This window comes from Actinocorallia longicatena, from assembly GCF_039534125.1.
Classification (GTDB): Bacteria; Actinomycetota; Actinomycetes; order Streptosporangiales; family Streptosporangiaceae; genus Actinocorallia; species Actinocorallia longicatena.
In genome coordinates this window covers 21,130-40,245 of record NZ_BAAAUV010000019.1, presented here as the reverse complement: position 1 = coordinate 40,245, position 19,116 = coordinate 21,130, and the positions used below count along the sequence as shown (strand labels likewise).

The 19,116-nt window shown below is 70.8% G+C and carries 14 protein-coding genes; 13 read left to right on the top strand and 1 reads right to left on the bottom strand.

Translation table 11 applies throughout. The features are described from left to right. Positions 1-81 precede the first annotated feature (81 nt). The 5 genes from ABD785_RS29330 (at position 82) to rodA (ending at position 7,163) form a co-directional block, all read left to right on the top strand. Positions 82-1,116 (top strand): rod shape-determining protein, encoded by a 1,035-nt coding sequence (locus tag ABD785_RS29330; RefSeq protein WP_425547832.1) that lies wholly within the window; start codon positions 82-84, stop codon positions 1,114-1,116. Next, positions 1,116-2,042 carry a rod shape-determining protein MreC gene (gene mreC, locus ABD785_RS29325; protein WP_344834771.1) on the top strand — a complete coding sequence of 309 codons (927 nt, stop codon included), beginning with the start codon at positions 1,116-1,118 and terminating at the stop codon, positions 2,040-2,042. The genes ABD785_RS29330 and mreC overlap by 1 nt, the downstream gene beginning before the upstream one ends. Before the next feature lie 1,236 nt (positions 2,043-3,278). Then, complete coding sequence (gene mreD / locus ABD785_RS29320) at positions 3,279-3,857, top strand: rod shape-determining protein MreD (RefSeq protein ID WP_344834768.1); 579 nt, start codon at positions 3,279-3,281, stop codon at positions 3,855-3,857. Continuing rightward, positions 3,854-5,902 (top strand): penicillin-binding protein 2, encoded by a 2,049-nt coding sequence (mrdA, locus tag ABD785_RS29315; RefSeq protein WP_344834765.1) that lies wholly within the window; start codon positions 3,854-3,856, stop codon positions 5,900-5,902. Before mreD ends, mrdA begins: the two co-directional genes overlap by 4 nt. 97 nt (positions 5,903-5,999) lie before the next feature. After that, entirely contained in the window at positions 6,000-7,163 is a 1,164-nt protein-coding gene (rodA, locus tag ABD785_RS29310; RefSeq protein ID WP_344834762.1) for a rod shape-determining protein RodA, read from the top strand. Positions 7,164-7,226: 63 nt separating this feature from the next. Here the strand turns inward: rodA and ABD785_RS29305 are convergent, their stop codons facing one another. After that, positions 7,227-7,853, bottom strand: a complete 627-nt coding sequence (locus ABD785_RS29305) for a hemerythrin domain-containing protein (protein WP_344834759.1) — start codon at positions 7,851-7,853, stop codon at positions 7,227-7,229. Between the two features lie 155 nt (positions 7,854-8,008). On the opposite strand from ABD785_RS29305, the gene ABD785_RS29300 reads away from it, so the two are divergent. From ABD785_RS29300 to proB, 8 genes are all read left to right on the top strand, one after another. Next, the gene (locus ABD785_RS29300) at positions 8,009-8,875 is read left to right on the top strand and encodes a MarR family winged helix-turn-helix transcriptional regulator (protein WP_344834756.1); all 867 of its coding nucleotides are present in this window, start codon (positions 8,009-8,011) and stop codon (positions 8,873-8,875) included. A gap of 77 nt (positions 8,876-8,952) precedes the next feature. Next, on the top strand, positions 8,953-10,887 hold the full coding sequence (locus tag ABD785_RS29295; protein WP_344834753.1) for a TIGR03960 family B12-binding radical SAM protein: 1,935 nt from the start codon (positions 8,953-8,955) through the stop codon (positions 10,885-10,887). Positions 10,888-11,171: 284 nt separating this feature from the next. After that, the gene (locus tag ABD785_RS29290; protein WP_344834750.1) at positions 11,172-11,939 is read left to right on the top strand and encodes a TIGR03936 family radical SAM-associated protein; all 768 of its coding nucleotides are present in this window, start codon (positions 11,172-11,174) and stop codon (positions 11,937-11,939) included. Between the two features lie 203 nt (positions 11,940-12,142). Then, entirely contained in the window at positions 12,143-15,436 is a 3,294-nt protein-coding gene (locus tag ABD785_RS29285; RefSeq protein WP_344834746.1) for an Rne/Rng family ribonuclease, read from the top strand. A gap of 320 nt (positions 15,437-15,756) precedes the next feature. Beyond that, positions 15,757-16,068, top strand: a complete 312-nt coding sequence (gene rplU, locus ABD785_RS29280; protein ID WP_344834743.1) for a 50S ribosomal protein L21 — start codon at positions 15,757-15,759, stop codon at positions 16,066-16,068. Between the two features lie 13 nt (positions 16,069-16,081). Then, positions 16,082-16,339 (top strand): 50S ribosomal protein L27, encoded by a 258-nt coding sequence (gene rpmA / locus ABD785_RS29275; protein ID WP_344834739.1) that lies wholly within the window; start codon positions 16,082-16,084, stop codon positions 16,337-16,339. Between the two features lie 167 nt (positions 16,340-16,506). Next, positions 16,507-17,892, top strand: a complete 1,386-nt coding sequence (obgE, locus tag ABD785_RS29270) for a GTPase ObgE (protein ID WP_344834736.1) — start codon at positions 16,507-16,509, stop codon at positions 17,890-17,892. Between the two features lie 24 nt (positions 17,893-17,916). After that, entirely contained in the window at positions 17,917-19,053 is a 1,137-nt protein-coding gene (gene proB, locus ABD785_RS29265) for a glutamate 5-kinase (protein ID WP_344834733.1), read from the top strand. The last annotated feature ends 63 nt before the right edge of the window (positions 19,054-19,116 follow it).

The following is a 19,116-nucleotide window of genomic DNA, read 5'->3' as shown; positions in this document are numbered from 1 at the left end:
TGTCTATCGCGTTACGATGAACATGCCGCTCCGACTGTCCGCTTTGGTGTCACCACCAGCAGGAAGGGCCCCCTTTTCTCCATGGGTAACAAGCTGTCGTTCCTTGGCCGCGACATGGCCGTCGATCTTGGAACCGCCAACACGCTCGTTTATGTGCGTGGCCGCGGGATCGTGTTGAACGAGCCGTCCGTCGTGGCCATCAACACCAATACCGGGAAGATCGTCGCCGTCGGCATAGAGGCCAAGCGGATGATCGGCCGGACCCCGGGGAACATCGTGGCCGTCCGTCCCCTCAAGGACGGGGTGATCGCCGACTTCGACGTCACCGAGCGCATGCTCCGCTACTTCATCCAGAAGGTCCACAAGCGGCGGCACTTCGCCAAGCCGCGCATCGTCGTCGCGGTCCCCTCGGGGATCACCGGGGTCGAGCAGCGCGCGGTGAAGGAGGCCGGCTACCAGGCGGGCGCCCGCCGGGTCTACATCATCGAGGAGCCGATGGCCGCCGCGATCGGAGCCGGGCTTCCCGTCTACGAGCCGACCGGCAACATGGTCGTCGACATCGGCGGCGGTACCACCGAGGTGGCGATCATCTCGCTGGGCGGCATCGTGACGTCCCAGTCGGTGCGCGTCGGCGGCGACGAGCTCGACCAGGCCGTCATCACCTTCGCGAAGAAGGAGTACTCCCTCATGCTGGGGGAGCGCACCGCCGAGGAGATCAAGATCGCGATCGGCAGTGCCTTCCCGTCCGACGGTGACGAGCCGCACGCGGAGATCCGCGGCCGCGACCTGGTCTCCGGCCTGCCGAAGACCGTCGTCATCTCGGCCGAAGAGGTGCGGCGCGCGATCGAGGAGCCCGTCAACGCGATAGTGGACGCGGTGAAGACCACCCTCGACAAGTGCCCGCCGGAGCTGTCCGGCGACATCATGGACCGGGGGATCGCCCTGACCGGCGGTGGCGCGCTCCTGAAGAACCTCGACGAGCGCGTGCGCGAGGAGACGGGCATGCCGATCCATCTCGTCGACAACCCGCTCGACTCGGTGGTCCTCGGCACCGGCAAGTGCGTCGAGGACTTCGAGTCGCTGCGCCAGGTGCTGGTCCCCGAGCCGCGTCACTGATGAGGGACACCGGCCGGACCAGGCTGGTGCTGGGCATCCTGCTCACCCTCTCCCTGGTCTTCATCACCGTCGACTACCGCGGCGGGGACGACTCGCCGCTGCGCGGACTGCGCGGCGTCGGCGCCACCGTCTTCGGCCCGCTCGAACGCGTGGCGGCGGCCGTCGTCCGTCCCGTCGGCAACACCTTCGACGCGGTCAAGGACGCCCCCGGCCAGCGCGCCTACGCCCAGCGCATGGAGAAGGAGAACCAGCGCCTGCGCGAGCAGCTGCGCTCCAACACCCTGGACAAGAGCCGCGCCGACCAGCTCGGCCGCCTCCTCGGCTCGGCCGGCCTCGGCGGCTACAAGGTCGTGGCCGCCAACGTCATCTCCGCGGGCCAGGGCCTCGAGGACACGGTCACGATCGACGCCGGAACCCTCTCCGGCGTCAAGCCGGACATGACGGTCATGACGGGCGACGGCCTCGTCGGCCGGGTCACCAAGTCGGGCCCCACGACCGCCACGGTCCTCCTCGCCTCCGACGCCGCCTCCACCGTCGGCGCCCGCCTCGAGGACTCCAAGGAGATCGGCGTCCTCAAGGGCACCGGCCGCCGTGGCATCGGCGTCGGCAACACCCCCCTCCGTTTCCAGCTCCTGGACGCCGACGCCCCCCTGACGGTCGGCCAGCGCATCATCACCCTGGGCTCCCAGTCCGACCGCCCTTACGTCCCCGGCGTCCCCATCGGCGTGGTCGACAAGGTGGAACAGACCCCGGGCTCCCTGACCCGCTCGGCCCAGATCCGGCCCTTCGTCCACTTCACCCGCCTCGACGTCGTCGGCGTCGTAGTGGCCCCCCCGAAGACCGACCCCCACGACGCGGTCCTCCCTCCGGCCCCCGCCCCCGCGAAGGCCACCCCCACCACGCCCGCGACCCCCCAGGGGAACTGAGGTGCCCACCCCGAAGCCCCACCCCGCCCCCGCCCGTCCCGCCGAGCCCACCCGCCCCACCCCTTCCTCCCCCCACACCCGCACCACCCACCCCACCGTCCCGACCGGAGGGACCGCGCCGGGTCCGTCAACTGAACGGGATACGGAACTCCTGACGGGGCAGGCGTCAGGAGCACCCGCCTCCCTGACGCCAGGTGCCGATACCGGGCGAGCCGCTTCGAAAACTGAACGGGATACGGAGTTCGCGACGGGGCTGGCGTCAGGAGCACACGCCTCTCCAACGGCGGCCGCCGCGACCGGGCGAGCCGCTTCGAATGCTGAACGGCATGCGGAGCTCGCGACGGGGCTGGCGTCAGGAGCGCATGCCTCCCCGAGGCCGGGCGCCGCGACCGGGCGAGCCGCTTCGAATGCTGAACGGCATGCGGAGTTCGCGACGGGGCTGGCGTCAGGAGCGCATGCCTCTCCGACGCCGGGCGCCGCGACCGGGCGAGCCGCCTCGAACAGGCGGGTCACCGGCCGACGGATCCCGCCGAGAACCTGGCCAGAGAAGCACGTGGACAAGCTGTCGCCCGAGTGGAGTACGGAGTTCGGCGAGGCACCGCGTACGGGAGAACTCGCGATTTTCGCGACGGGAGCCGTGGTCGCGCGAGCCGGCCCGACGAGGTCGCGGAGAGCCGCCCGCCGTCGCGGTTCCGAGGGCATCGCGGCCGAGCCGCGCCCGGTCGAGACGACCACGCCCGACGGCACCAACCATCGGGCGCGCCCTTCGACCTGCTCCCGGGACACCCCGGGACGCCCACCGAGCACCTGCCCGTCGAGCACCTGCCCGTCGAGCACCTGCCTATCGAGCACCTGCCCGAACAACCGCCGGGCGCCGACGTGGGCGAGGTTCCGGGTGAGCGCGGTCTCCTCGGCGATGCCACCCCGGGAGACGCCGGTCGGCAGGGCCACGATGAAGCAGACGACCGGCATCCTCCCAGGCCCACCGACGGCTGTCCCCGGGCCCAGGCCCACTCCACAGAGCCCGCGGCTCGGCGCTGACCACTGCGCCCCGCCGAGAGCAGCGGCCGGCAGAAGCACGCCCGAGGCGAGGCCCGGAAAGCGTGGCGGGCTCCTGGTCGGGCGGTCGGCTGGGGAGCGCGGTGGGTTCGTGGTCGGGGCGCTGGTTGGGAAAGGCGATGGCCCTGTGATGGGGGCTGTGGCGGGATCGATGACGACGGTTCGGGGGGAGTGACGGTGCTCAACGCTGTTGAGGAGGCGCAGGGCGGGAAGCTGCGGGCTTTTCTGGTGGTTCTCGCGGCGATCGTGGTGCAGGTGGCGGTGGCCAACCGGCTGCCGTTGCCGGGGAACGTGACGCCTGATCTGGTGTTGCTGACGGTGGTGGCACTGGCGCTGTTCAACGGCGAGATGGTCGGGATGGTGGCCGGGTTCTGCGCCGGTCTGGCGACCGACATCGTGCCGCCGGCCGACCACGCGCTCGGGATGTACGCGCTGGTGTACACGCTCGTCGGGTACGCCTGCGGGCTGGTCAGCGATGAGATGGAGCGGTCGCAGTCGCTGCCGTTCGTCGCGGTCGCGATCGGTGCGCTGCTCGGCAACCTGGCGTACGCGATCGTCGGGATGATGCTCGGGGATCCGCGGGCCGCCTGGTCGGTCGTCTCCCGGATGCTGCCGCTGATGGTGCTGTACGACCTGCTCGCCAGCCCCTTCGTCGTCTGGGCCGTGCTGCGGCTGTCGCGGCGGACGGAGCGCACGAACACCCGGGGCGGGCTCTCCGTGCCCGGATACGCCTCTCTCGGGCGGCAGAACCGATGAACCCGCGCAGCCACACCCGGCTCATCGTCCTCCACGTGCTCGTGGGGGTCCTGCTGCTGGTCCTGGCCGGGCGCATGTGGACCATCCAGGTCGCCCAGGGCGCCCACTACCAGGAGGTCGCCGCGGAGAACCGCACCCGCGACATCGTGGTGCCCGCCGTGCGCGGCTCGATCCTCGACGACATGGGACGCCCGCTCGTCCGCAACCGCACGGCCCTGGTCGTCTCCGTCGACTCGACCATGCTGTCGCGGCAGAAGGACAAGGGCGCGGCCGTCCTCGCCCGGCTGGCCAAGGTGCTCGGCACCAGCACCGAGAAGGTGCGGCAGAAGATCCGCCTGTGCGCGCCCGGAGTGCCGCGGCCGTGCTGGCCGGGCTCGCCCTACCAGCCGATCCCCGTCGACGATCGCGTCGACGCCAAGCAGGGCATCCAGATCCTGGAGCGGCAGGAGGAGTTCCCCGGGATCATCGCCCAGGTCCAGGCGATCCGCGAGTACCCGCGTCCGGAGGGCGCCTCCGCCGCCCAGGCCCTCGGCTACCTCCAGCCGATCACCCAGAGCGAACTGGACCTCCGCAAGGGCCTCAAGGTCACCGGCTACAGCGGGGTCGACCTCATCGGCCGCGACGGCCTGGAAGCCGAGTACGACGTCGACCTCCGGGGAGTCCCCGGGGTCCGGAAGGTCAACGTCGACAGCCGCGGCCGGGTCACCGGCATCGCCTCCGAACAGGACGCGGTTCCCGGCGCCCACCTCGTGACCAGCATCGACGCCAAGGTCCAGTCGGCGGTGGAGAAGGCACTGGCCAAGCAGGTCGACCGGGTGAAGAAGCAGGGCGGCAAGCCGTCCGCGGCGAGCGTCGTCATGGACGTCAACACCGGCAAGATCATCGCTCTCGCGTCGTACCCGACCTACGACCCGTCGATCTGGACGGGCGGCATCTCCCAGGACGAGTACGAGACGCTGCTCGGCAAGAAGCGCGGCGAGCCGCTGATCTCGCGTGCCATCTCGGGACAGTTCGCCCCCGGCTCCACCTTCAAGATCTCGTCGGTGGCGGCTGCGGTCGGCGACGACTACCCCCTCAACGGCACCTACGACTGCCCCGGCTCCTACAACGTGGGCAGCCGCGCGTTCCGCAACTTCGAGGGCCAGGGCCACGGGCCGATGAACCTGCACAGGGCGCTGGTCGTCTCGTGCGACACGATCTTCTACAAGTTCGCCTACGACGAGTGGATCCGCGACGGCTCCACCAGGCCCGTGAAGAACCCGAAGGACCCGATGGTCCAGATGGCGAGGGCGTTCGGCTTCGGCAGCCGCACCGGGATCGACCTGCCCAACGAGGTCTCCGGGCGCATTCCCGACCGGTCCTGGAAGAAGGACTACTGGGACGCCACCAAGAAGGTCGACTGCAAGCGCGCCAAGACCGGGTACCCGGAGCTGAAGAACGCGACCCGTGCCGCCTACCTGACGGCCATCTCCAAGGAGAACTGCGCCGAGGGCTACATGTGGCGCGCGGGTGACGCCGCGAACTTCTCGGTCGGCCAGGGCGACGTGCTGGTCACCCCGCTGCAGCTCGTCCGCGCCTACGCGGCGATCGCCAATGGCGGGAAGCTGCTGGTGCCCAGGGTGGCCAACGCCATCGTCCGCCCTGACGGCACCCTCGTGCGAAAGATCGAGCCGATGGTGTCCGGCAAGCTTCCCGCCAGCCAGAAGACCATCAGCTACATCCGCAACGCACTCGCCGGGGTGACCACCGAGGGAACCGCGGCGGGCGCCTTCAGCGGCTTCCCGATGGACAAGGTCCACATCGCGGGGAAGACCGGCACCGCGGAGGTCTTCGGCTACGATGACACCGCCTGGTTCGCCTCGTTCGCACCGGCGAAGAAGCCGAAGTACGCCGTGGTCGCCATGGTCACGGACGCCGGTACCGGTGGCGGATACGCCGCTCCCGCCGTCCGCGAGATCTACGAGGCCATGTACGGGCTGACCGGCCGCCCCGCCGCCCTCCCCAACGGCAACCTGCCCACCAAGCTCCCCAAGGTCAACCGATGAATGCGGGCGGACGGGGGAGAGCGGCGGCCGGAGAGCGCCGCCCGTTCTCCCCGTCCTTTCCGAGGTCCTTTCCGGGCCCGACGACGGAGGTGGAGCGGTGATCGGCGGATACGGGGCGCAGCGGTCCTGGGCGCGGCGGATGTCCGACCGGGACTCGGTGTTCCGGCGCCTGGACTGGGGGCTGGTCCTGCCGGTCGTCGCGCTGGGGGTCATCAGTTCCTTCCTGGTGTTCAGCGCCACGCGGGCGGGGCTGCGCGCCGACCCGGACGCCTTCCTCAAGAAGCACGTCCTGAATCTGGGCATCGGAACCGTCCTGTACGTGGTCGTGGCGTCGTTCGACTACCGGCTGCTCCGCGCCTACGCGCCGATCCTCTACGGGTTGTCGGTCATCGGGCTGATGGCGGTGCTGACCCCGCTCGGCGACACCGTCAACGGGTCGCACTCGTGGATCGTGATCGGCGGCGGCTTCCAGATCCAGCCCTCGGAGTTCGCGAAGGTCGGTCTGGTCGTCCTGATGGCGATGCTCCTGGGAGAGCCGCGCGACGGAGAGGTCGGGCCGGGCCGGCGCGACATCCTGATCGCGCTGGCGATCGCGGGGGCGCCGGCCGCGCTCATCATGCTCCAGCCCGACCTCGGGACGACGATGGTGCTGTGCGCGGTCGTGCTGGGGATGCTCGCCGTGTCCGGGGTGGCCAAGCGCTGGACGCTCGGGCTGGTCGTGGGCGGGATCCTGCTCGCGGCGGCCGTCGTCATGATGGGGCTGCTGAAGGACTACCAGATCGCCCGGTTCACGGCCTTCCTCGACCCGACCGCCGACCCCCGGGGCGCGGGGTACAACGCCGCCCAGGCCAAGATCGCGATCGGTTCCGGCGGGATGTTCGGCAAGGGCCTGTTCCAAGGCGAGCAGACGACCGGCCAGTTCGTGCCCGAGCAGCAGACCGACTTCATCTTCACCGTCGCCGGTGAGGAGCTGGGCTTCGTCGGCTCCCTGGTCATCGTCCTGCTCATCACCGTGATCCTCTATCGCGGCCTGCGCATCGCGGTCCACGCCACGGACATGTTCGGCACCCTGGTCGCCACCGGGGTCGTCTGCTGGCTGGGCTTCCAGGCCTTCGAGAACATCGGCATGTGCATCGGCATCATGCCCATCACCGGCCTTCCCCTCCCGTTCGTCTCCTACGGAGGCTCCGCCACCTTCGCCACGATGATCGCCCTCGGCCTCCTCCAGGGAGTCCACGTCCGAGGCAGCCGCACCCTCTAGCTCCCCACCGCAGGCCGCGCCGCCGCCTCGGGGAGAGCAGCCGCTTCGTGGGCGGCGACCGCTTCAGGGGTACAGGGTGAGCTCTCCGTAGGTCGCCTTCCACTCGGTGTGGTAGGCCCGGACGAGCGGAGCGGGCATCCGGTTGAGGATCACGGCCGTCCTGTAGGGATCGATGTCGTCGAGGAGCCACGGCAGATAGGTCGAGGCGTGGTCGCCGACGCGCTGCCCGTGGACCTGCCCGAAGGACTCCCACTCCTGCTCGTTGAGCGTGGCGTCGATGAGGGCGAGCCCCTCGTTCTCCTCGTGCCTCAGATGGGCCGTGAGACCGGTGGCGAGGGCGTCGACCAGCCCGGCGAGACCCTCGTGGCCATGGTCGCGATCGGCCAGCGCTTCGTCCACGGCGGCCAGCAGCGGATCGATCCCCGCGTGCTCGGCCTCCAGAGCCGCGAGCAGGGCCAGCTCGTCGGGGCGGTCGGCCAGGTTGCGCTCCAGCGCCGGCCACAGGACATCGTCCTCGGTGGTGTGGTGGATGTGCAGGTACTTCTTGAACAGTTCCCAGCCGAGCGCGGTCTTCAGGACCCTGCGCGGGTCGTCACCTGTGCGGGCGGCGGCCTTGGCGATCCGCTCCAGCTCGCGGCGGAGCGCGTCGTGGGTGGCGAACATCATCGTCATGTCGAGGCGGTGTTCCATGTCGTCCTCCGTCGAGGGGAGCCCCGTGGACCGGGGCCGTGCCAGAACCATAACCATCCACACCGACAACCGTCAACTAGCCAACTATTCGTTCTCCAACCATCAATCTTCCATGTAGGCTCGGGGTGGCGGAGGAGTCGACCGGGAGGTGTGCGATGGGGGAGCGGGTCTCGTCCACGGGGCCGGGGGCGTTCACGGGGCCGGAATCCTCGGTGGAGCCGGGCGAGTCCCTCGGGGCGCTGCTCCGGCGGGCGTACACGCGCTTCACGGCCGAGGCCGGAGACGATCCGCAGTCGCGCGCGTTCGTCCTGCTCGACACCCTCGCCGACCAGGACGCCGGCTCCCAGCAGGAGCTGGCCGAGCGCCTCGGCATCAACCGCACGATCATGGTGAGGCTGGTCGACGAGCTCCAGGCCGACGGCTTCGTCACCCGGACCAGGAACCCCGCCAACCGCCGTTCCTACGTCCTGTCGATCACCGCAGCGGGCAGGGCCGCCCGCGACGCGATGCGCGCGGTCGTGGCCGAGCGCGAGGCCCGTGTCACCTCGGCGCTGTCCCCGGTCGAGCGGCAGCTGCTCGACAAGATCCTCACCCGCCTGCTTCCGGATCCCGAGCACGTCGCCTCCACGGGCTACCTGGTCGCCCAGGCCCACTACCGCCTGCGCAGGACGGGCGACGCGATGCTCTCCGAGGTCGGCCTGCGCACCCGTCATTTCGGTTTCCTCGGCGCCCTCGCCGAGCTGGCGCCCTGTCCCCAGCAGCGGCTCGCCAGACGTCTCGACATCACCGAGCCGGCCGCCGCCCAGATCGCCGACGAACTCGTCCGGCTCGGCCTGATCGTCCGAGGCCAGGACCCGGACGACCGCCGCCGCTACGCCCTCGACCTCACCCCGCTCGGCCGCGAACGGCTCGTGTTCGTCGCCGAGGCCTCGCGCACGCTCAACGGCGAGGTCGTCGCCCTCCTGGGAGAGGAGGCGGCCGCGGACCTTCGCGTCCTGCTCAAGCGCCTGATCACCGCATGACCGCGTTCCGGCCGGAAGGTGCGCCGGGGGCGGTACCCTGGGAAGTTGATCCCAGCTGTCGTTCCGGAAGGTAAGCCATGCCTGTTGAGTCGGTCTTCTCCCGGCTGGAGCCGCTGCTGCCGTCGGTGCAGAAACCCATTCAATATGTGGGCGGTGAGCTGAACTCCCAGGTCAAGGACTGGGACGAGGCGGAGGTCCGCTGGGCGCTGATGTACCCCGACGCCTACGAGGTCGGCCTCCCGAACCAGGGCGTCCAGATTCTTTACGAAGTGCTGAACGAGCAGCCCGGAGTCCTCGCCGAACGCACCTACTCGGTCTGGCCGGACCTTGAGGCGATCATGCGGGAGCACGACATCCCGCAGTTCACCGTGGACGGCCACCGCCCGGTCGGCGCCTTCGACGTTCTCGGCGTCTCCTTCTCGACCGAGCTGGGCTACACCAACCTGCTGACCGCGCTCGACCTGGCCGGGCTCCCGCTCAACGCCGTCGACCGCGGCGAGGACGCTCCGATCGTCCTGGCGGGCGGGCACGCGGCCTTCAACCCCGAGCCGATCGCCGACTTCCTCGACGCCGCCGTCCTCGGCGACGGCGAGGAGATCTCCCTCAAGATCACCGAAGTGATCCGCGAGTGGAAGCGCGAGGGCCGCCCCGACGGCCGCGACGGCCTGCTCATGCGCCTCGCGGTCTCCGGCGGCGTCTACGTGCCCAAGTTCTACGACGTGTCCTACCTGCCCGACGGACGGATCCAGCGCGTCGCCCCCAACCGTCCCGGCGTCCCGTGGCAGATCGTGAAGCACACGGTCATGGACCTCGACGCCTGGCCGTACCCCAAGACCCCGCTGGTGCCGCTCGCCGAGACCGTCCACGAGCGCTTCTCGGTCGAGATCTTCCGCGGCTGCACCCGCGGCTGCCGCTTCTGCCAGGCGGGCATGATCACCCGTCCGGTCCGTGAGCGGTCGATCACCACGATCGGCGACATGGTCGAGGCGGGCCTCAAGGCGTCCGGCTTCAACGAGGTGGGCCTGCTGAGCCTGTCCAGCGCCGACCACACCGAGATCGGCGAGGTCGCCAAGGGCCTGGCCGACCGCTACGAGGGCACCCAGACGAGCCTGTCGCTGCCCTCCACCCGGGTCGACGCCTTCAACATCACCCTGGCCAACGAGTTCTCCCGCAACGGCCGCCGCTCCGGCCTGACCTTCGCTCCCGAAGGCGGCTCCGAGCGGATGCGCAAGGTGATCAACAAGATGGTGTCGGAGGACGACCTCATCCGCACGGTCACCACCGCCTACGAGAACGGCTGGCGCCAGGTCAAGCTGTACTTCATGTGCGGTCTCCCGACCGAGGAGGACGAGGACGTCCTCGCGATCGCCGGCATGGCCAAGCGCGTGATCCAGGCCGGCCGCGACGCCACCGGCAGCCGCGACATCCGCTGCACCGTCTCCATCGGCGGGTTCGTGCCTAAGCCGCACACCCCGTTCCAGTGGGCGGCCCAGGCCGACCACGAGACGGTCGACCGCAGGCTGCGCGCCCTGCGCGACCTGCTCCGCAACGACAAGCAGTACGGCCGTGCGATCGGCATGCGCTACCACGACGGCAAGCCCTCGATCGTCGAGGGCCTGTTGTCGCGCGGCGACCGCCGGGTCGGCGACGTGATCCGCAAAGTCTGGGAGGACGGCGGCCGCTTCGACGGCTGGAGCGAGCACTTCTCCTACGAGCGCTGGATCTCCAAGGCGAACGAGACCTTCGAGGACACGCCCGTCTCGCTCGACTGGTACACCACCCGCGAGCGCGAAGAGGTCGAGGTCCTGCCCTGGGACCACCTCGACGCCGGGCTCGACCGCGAATGGCTCTGGCAGGACTGGCAGGACGCCACCGACGAGAGCGTCGAGGTCGAGGACTGCCGCTGGACCCCCTGCTACGACTGCGGAGTCTGCCCGTCGATGAGCACCGAGATCCAGATCGGCCCGACCGGGAAGAAGCTCCTTCCGCTGAGCGTCGTCTCATCTGGTTGATTGAAAGCAGGCGCTTGCGGGAAAGCAAGCACTGATCTGTCTGACCGGCGAGGTCAACCTCGCCCGGCTCTTAAGCGTCAAACCGCTGTAGAGCCGGGGATTCGAGCTTCACCTCGTCGGCCCGGCCGACGCCGCTGGCGCTGGCCGGGCCGCGAGCCCCGTACCCTAGGGGCAGACACTTGAGTTTGGCGGCCGTTCGCTGACGGTCGCACACGTTAGATGCGGTGACGGCCCTCCGGGGTCGTCCGAGGATCTCGATGAGGAAGGAAAGACCACTGGCTCCCATGCCGGACGGTCCTGCACCGGCTCCGGTGATCCAGAAGCTGCGGGTCCGCTACACCAAGCGGGGTCGCCTGAGGTTCACCAGCCACCGTGACATCTCCCGGGCCGTGGAACGCGCAGTGCGGCGCGCCGGGATTCCTGTTGCGTTCAGTGCCGGATTCTCTCCGCACCCGAAGATCTCCTACGCGGGTGCGGCGGCCACGGGTACAGCCAGCGAGGCCGAATACCTCGAGATCGGGCTCACCGAGACCCGCGACCCTGCGCGGGTGCGAGCCGAGCTCGACGCGGCGCTCCCCGACGGCATCGACGTCGTAGACGTGGTGCCTGCCCGGGTGGGCACGGCGTTGGCCGACCGTCTCGAGGCTTCCGAGTGGCTGGTACGGCTGGACGGTGTCGCACCCGACGCCGCCGACCGGGCCGTCCAGATCTTTCTCGGGTCTGAGATGATCGAGGTTGAACGCCTCACCAAGAAGGGCCGGCGCCGGTTCGATACGCGCGGCGCTGTAGCAGCGCTGACCGTCGAACCGTCGGACGCCGGTTCCGGAACGATTTTGCGCATGGTCGTACGGCACGCAACTCCCGCCGTACGTCCTGATGACGTCCTCACCGGACTCCGTCAGGCAGCCGACCTCGCGCCGCCGTCACCACCCCTGGTGACCCGGCTGGCGCAGGGGCCGCTCGACGAGAGCACCGGAAGGCTCGCGGATCCGCTGGAATCCGACCGTGACACCCACGTCACTGCCGGAGCGGTACCCGGCGTCGGCGCCTGACCAAGAGGTCCGGGCAAGCCGTCCAGCGCGGACGGTGGACCTCAGGGGACGGTCGGGCGCGTCCACTTGAAGCTTCGTCGTGGCCGGATGGCCCACGACGCCGAGAACAGGAGAGCTCCTGTGCGGCGCACTGTGAACAACGCCCGGGCCATGGCCCAGGGCGAGTCCGGTGCTGCCCGGGAGCCCGACGGGAGACGACCCGCATGCTCGACAACGACAATGAATCCACCGAAGGCCTGACGGAGGAACCCCCTACCGCCAGGCGCAAGGCCCCTGCCCGCCGCCGGGCGGCCCGTCCCGCGGGTCCGCCCCCGGAGCCGGACGACGCCCCCGCGGTCGTGGTGACCTCCACGACCGAACTCGCCCCGGAGCCCGCCGCCGACCTCACCCCCGAGGCCGAGGAGGCCTTGGAGCCCGAGGCCGCCGCGGTCACCACCCCGGAGCCCAAGACCCCGGTCAAGCGCACCCGCGTCCGCAAGACCGCCCCCAAGGCCGAGCCCGCTGAGCCCGCCGAAGCCATCGCTTCCGACGAGCCCGCGGCCGAAGTCACGGAGGCGGTCACGGCGGAGAAGGCCGCCGAGGCCGCTCCGAAGCGTGCCCGCGCACCGCGCCGCGCCACCCGCAAGGCCGCCGAGCCCATCGAGCCGGTCGAGCCCGCCGCCGAGGACGAGCCCGTCCTCGCGGAGGCCGTGGCCGAGCCCGCCGCCGCGCCCCGCGCGACCAGGTCTCGTACCCGGCGTGCCGCGGCCGCCCCGACCGCGGAGCCTGCCGAGACCCTGCCCGAGGCCGTGGAGGCCGTCGCCGCCGAGATCGCCCGGGCCGCGGAGATCGTCGCCGAGGGCGCCGAGGCGATCGAGGCCGCGGAGGAGGCCAAGACCACCCGCACCCGCCGCCGTCGCGCCACCCGGCCCGCCGCCGCGCCCGAGGACACCGAGCCCGCGGCCGAGGTCGCACCGGTCGAGGCCGCACCGGCTGAGGACGAGGTCGAAGCCGCCGAGGAGACGGAAGCGGCCGCGGAGGCGCCCAGGAGCACCCGCCGCACCCGCGCCCGCCGGGCCACCCGCGGCGCCGGCGCCCCCGAGGACGTCCCGCTGGTCGCCGACCCGTTCGCCCCGACCCTGGTGACGCCGTTCGTCTCGCCCGCGATCCCCACCGTCGGCTTCTTCGACGAGTCGGAGGAGGAGGACGAGGACGGCGCCGTCGACGTGGTCTTCCAGCCCCCGATGGTGATCTTCCAGGCGCCCTCGGCCGACCAGGCTCAGCCGGTCAAGGTCACCCGCGTCGAGACCCCTGAGCCCGAGGTCACCGAGCCCGAAGAGGCCTCCGACGAGGACTCCGACGACGCCGACTCCCACGACGAGGACGGCGAGCGCCCGTCGCGCCGCCGTCGCCGCCGGGGCGGCCGCGGCCGTGGCCGGGTCCGTGACGAGTCCGGCGAGGACGGTTCCGACGAGGACTCCTCCGCTTCCGAGGCCGCCGACGAGCAGGCCGAGGAGGAGTCCGACGAGCAGGACGACGACGCCCCCGCCGCCGGGAGCCGCCGCCGCAGGCGCCGCCGCCGCCGGTCGAGCGGTGACGACGGCGACGAGCCGAGCCCGGACGACCCGCCGAACACCGTGGTCCGCGTCCGTGAGCCCCGTGTGCTGTCGACCAGGTCCTCCTTCGAGGACGAGGTGCAGTCGGTCCGCGGTTCCACCCGGCTCGAGGCCAAGAAGCAGCGCCGCCGCGAGGGCCGTGACCAGGGCCGCCGCCGTCCGCCGATCATCACCGAGGCCGAGTTCCTGGCCCGCCGCGAGGCCGTCGAGCGGGTGATGGTCGTCCGCCAGGAGGGCGAGCGCACCCAGATCGGCGTCCTCGAGGACGGCGTGCTGGTCGAGCACTACGTGGATCGCGCCAGCCACACCTCCTACGTCGGCAACGTGTACCTGGGCAAGGTCCAGAACGTGCTGCCGTCGATGGAGGCCGCGTTCGTCGACATCGGCAAGGGCCGCAACGCCGTCCTGTACGCCGGCGAGGTCAACTGGGACGTCGCCGGTCTCGTCGGCCAGCCGCGCCGCATCGAGTCGGCGCTGAAGTCCGGCCAGGCGGTGCTCGTCCAGGTCACGAAGGACCCGCTCGGCCACAAGGGCGCCCGCCTGACCAGCCAGGTCTCGCTGCCCGGCCGCTACCTGGTCTACGTGCCGGACGGTTCCATGACGGGCATCAGCCGCAAGCTCCCCGACAAGGAGCGCACCCGTCTCAAGACCATCCTGCGCAAGATCATGCCGGAGAACGCCGGAGTGATCGTCCGCACCGCCGCCGAGGGCGCCTCGGAGGAGGAGCTGACGGCCGACGTCGAACGCCTGTCGGCCCAGTGGGAGAACATCCAGAAGCAGGTCAAGACGGCCAACGCCCCGTCGCTGCTGCATGGCGAGCCCGACATGACCATCAGGGTCATCCGCGACATCTTCAACGAGGACTTCGCCAAGCTCGTCGTCTCCGGCGGCGAGGCCTGGGCGATGGTCCAGGACTACGTCAACTACGTCGCCCCGCACCTGGCCGAGCGGGCCGAGCTGTGGAACGACACCGACGACGCGTTCGGCTACTACCGCATCGACGAGCAGCTCGCCAAGGCGCTCGAGCGCAAGGTGTGGCTGCCCTCCGGCGGCTCCCTGGTGATCGACCGCACCGAGGCCATGACGGTCGTCGACGTCAACACCGGCAAGTTCACCGGCCAGGGCGGCAACCTCGAGGAGACCGTCACCCGGAACAACCTCGAGGCGGCCGAGGAGATCGTGCGCCAGCTCCGGCTGCGCGACCTCGGCGGCATCATCGTGATCGACTTCATCGACATGGTCCTGGAGTCCAACCGCGACCTGGTGCTGCGCCGCCTGCTGGAGTGCCTGGCCCGCGACCGCACCAAGCACCAGGTGGCCGAGGTCACCTCGCTGGGCCTGGTCCAGATGACGCGCAAGCGGGTCGGCAGCGGCCTGCTCGAGGCGTTCTCCGAGGTCTGCGACTGCTGCAACGGCCGCGGCATCCACGTCTCCCTGACCCCGGTCGAGGAGCGCGCCCCCGGCGTCGAGGGCAACGGTTCCCGCTCCAAGCGCAAGCGCAAGGGCGACATCGAGCGCGTCGTCGACGCCAAGGTCGCGCGGGCCGACTCGGTCGCCAAGGAGGCGGCCGCGGTCATCGAGACCTCCGAGGCCGTCGTCGCGGAGATCGCACCCGCCCCGGTGGAGGAGAAGGCCCCGGCCAAGCCCCGCACCCGCACCCGCAAGGTCCGCCCGGCCGGTCCGCCGCCGGAGGACGACGCGGTCGAGGAGATCGGCACCGTCGCCCTGACCCTGGACTCGGGCGAGACCGTCCGGGTCGAGGCCGTGGTCGACACCGCTCCGGCCATCGAGGACGGCGACGACCTCGGCGACGGCGACGCCGCACCGAAGCGCCGCCGCAACCGCCGCCCGACCCGCGCCGAGAAGATCGAGGCGAGCAAGTCGGCGGAGCCCGCCGAGTAGCGGCACCAGCACACGCCGAAGGCCGGAGGAGCGATCCTCCGGCCTTCGGCGTTACCACCCGCCGTCGAAGCCCCGCCGCCGGAGATCAGGAATCCGCCGGAACGGGCGACGGTTCGCGGCGCCCCTTCCGGTCCGGTATTCTGAACGCCGGGCGTGTTCCAGCATGCCCGTCTTCGCGCCGTAAGGCGTTTTCGCCTCGTCCGAGGCAAGCAGAGAGCACTAAAGACTCCCGGCTCAGGCCGTGTTTCCTTGGGTGTGCCGCCCCTCCGGGGGCAGGCCCTTCGCGGGGCTCTGGAAGAAACTAGCGAAAGGTACACGCTGTGTACGCGATTGTCCGCGCGGGCGGCCACCAGGAGAAGGTCGTCGTCGACGACGTCCTGAACGTCGACAAGCTGACCGACGAGGTCGGTGCCACGATCACCTTCCCGGCGGTCCTGGTCGTCGACGGTGACAACGTCATCTCCGCCGCCGCCGAACTGGCCAAGTACACGATCACCGCCGAGGTCCTCGGCGCGGTCAAGGGCCCCAAGATCAACATCATGCACTACCGGAACAAGACCGGGTACAAGCGGCGGATGGGTCACCGTCAGCCGTACACCCAGGTCAAGATCACCGGTATCTCGGCGAAGTAGAGGAGTCCCTGAAATGGCACACAAGAAGGGCGCATCGTCCAGCCGTAACGGTCGCGACTCCAACGCCCAGCGCCTCGGTGTCAAGCGTTATGGCGGTCAGGTCGTCAAGGCGGGCGAGATCATCATCCGCCAGCGCGGCACCCACCACCACCCCGGCCTGCACGTGGGCCTCGGCAAGGACGACACCCTGTTCGCGCTGGTCGCGGGCACCGTGGAGTTCGGCCGTTACCGCGGCCGTCGCGCCGTGAGCATCGTCCCGGCCGCGGAGTAGTTCTGCCCGCTGCGTGGAATCCCCGCGCACCCGGACATAGTTGTACCAAGGGCGGACCTGATCGGGTCCGCCCTTGTCTGCTGTAAAGGGAGCGGGGAAGTTCCCGATCCCATATCGAGGGCGTTCGCCCCGTGAATTCCCGTACATCGGGGCCAAGAGGAGAACCAGTGGCTGACTTCGTGGACCGCGTCGTCCTGCACATCGCGGCGGGCAACGGCGGGCATGGCTGTGCGTCCGTGCACCGGGAGAAGTTCAAGCCCCTGGGCGGCCCCGACGGCGCCAACGGCGGCCGGGGCGGCGACGTCGTCCTCGAGGTCGACGCCAACACCTCCAGCCTGCTCGACTACCACCGCCGCCCGCACCGCAAGGCCGGCAACGGCAAGCCGGGCGCGGGCGCGCTCAAGAACGGCGCCAACGGCCAGGACGTGGTCCTGACCGTCCCGAACGGCACCGTCGTGAAGACCAAGAGCGGCCAGGTCCTGGCCGACCTCGTCGGTGAGGGCACCCGTTACATCGCCGCCGAGGGCGGGCACGGCGGCCTCGGCAACGCCGCCCTGTCCTCCGCCAAGCGCAAGGCCCCCGGCTTCGCCCTGCTCGGCGAGCCCGGCGACGAGCTCGACGTCGTCCTGGAGCTCAAGACCGTCGCCGACGTCGCCCTCGTCGGCTTCCCCAGCGCCGGCAAGTCCTCGCTGATCGCCGCCCTCTCGGCCGCCAAGCCGAAGATCGCCGACTACCCGTTCACCACGCTGATCCCCAACCTGGGCGTCGTCAGCGCGGGCGAGCAGACCTTCACCGTCGCCGACGTTCCCGGCCTGATCGAGGGCGCCAGCGAGGGCAAGGGCCTCGGCCTGGAGTTCCTGCGCCACATCGAGCGCTCCTCCACCCTCGCGCACGTCCTGGACTGCGCCACCCTCGAGCCGGGCCGCGACCCGATCAGCGACTTCGACATCATCGAGCGCGAACTCGCCGCCTACGACCAGCTCTTCGAGGGCGACGAGACCATCGCCCTCGGCGACCGTCCCCGCATCGTCGTCCTCAACAAGATCGACGTCCCGGACGGCAAGGACCTCGCGGAGATCGTCCGGCCGGAGTTCGAGGAGCGCGGCCTGCGCGTCTTCGAGGTCTCCGCCGCCGCCCACATGGGCCTGAAGGAGCTGACCTTCGCGATGGCCGAGATGGTCACCGCCTACCGGGCGTCCCAGCCCGTCCAGGAGCCGACCCGGATCGTGCTGCGACCGGCCCCCGCGGGCGGAGCGGAGTACGAGGTCAAGCGGGTCGGCGACAACGAGTACCTGGTCACCGGCACCAAGCCGATCCGCTGGGTCCGCCAGACCGACTTCCAGAACGAGGAGGCCGTCGGCTACCTCGCCGACCGTCTCAACCGCCTCGGCATCGAGGACGGCCTGCGCAAGGCCGGCGCCCGGGACGGCGCGACCGTCATGATCGGCTCGCTCGACGAGTCGGTGGTGTTCGACTGGCGTCCGGAGATCTCCTCGTCCGGCGAGCTCTACCAGGGCCCGCGCGGTACCGACCAACGCCTGATGGACTGGTAGATCCCCTCAAGGAGCGCTGCAAGCGTGGACAACCTCAGGTCGGCGATCGCCGACGCCCGCCGGATCGTCGTCAAAGCCGGGTCGTCGTCGCTGACCACCCCCCAGGGAACCATCGACGGCGCGCGCATCGACGCGCTGGTGGACGTCCTCGCCGAACGCCGCAAAGCGGGCGGCGAGGTCGTCTTCGTCTCCTCCGGAGCGATCGCGGCGGGCCTCGGCCCGCTCGGTCTCGCCCGGCGCCCCCGCGATCTGGCGACCCAGCAGGCCGCCGCCTCCGTCGGGCAGGGCCTGCTGATCGCCCGATACGCCTCCTCGTTCGAACGGCACGGCCTGACCGTCGGCCAGGTCCTGCTGACGGCCGACGACATGATGCGCCGCGCCCACCACAACAACGCCCAGCGCACGCTCCAGGCCCTGCTGAAGCTGGGGATGCTGCCGATCGTCAACGAGAACGACACCGTCGCCACCGACGAGATCCGTTTCGGCGACAACGACCGGCTCGCGGCCCTCGTCGCGCATCTGGTCCGCGCTGACGCCCTGATCCTGCTCTCCGACGTCGACGCCCTCTACACCGGTGACCCCCGGCTGCCCGGTTCCCGCAAGATCGAGGACGTCCGGTCCGAGGCCGACCTCGAGGGCGTCACGACCGGAACGGCGGGCAGCAAGGTCGGCACCGGCGGGATGGTGACCAAGGTCGAGGCCGCGAGGATCGCCACCGGGGCGGGGGTGCCGGTCGTCCTGACCTCGGCGGACTCCGCGGCCGAGGCCGTCGCGGGGGGCCGGGTCGGCACCTTGTTCCACGCGGGCACGCACCGGCCGTCCACCCGCGACCTCTGGCTGGCCCACGCCACCACCGGACAGGGGAAGCTGATCCTCGACGAGGGCGCGGTGCAGGCGGTCGTCGGCCGCCGCAGCTCCCTGCTCCCGGCCGGGGTGACGGGCGTGCGCGGCGACTTCGCCGCCGGAGACCCCGTCGACCTGTGCGACCCGAGCGGCCGGACGGTCGCCCGCGGCCTGGTCAACTACGACGCCTCCGAGATCCCCGAGCTGCTCGGCCGCTCCACCCGCTGGCTGGCCCGCGAGCACGGCCCCGAGTACGAACGCGAACTGATCCACCGCGACCGGCTGGTCCTGCTGACGGGTGAGCCGTCCACGGACTGAAACAACCGGGCGTCCCCGCCGCGCTCCCCGTAGGATCGCGGCACTGACCAGGTGAGACCCCTC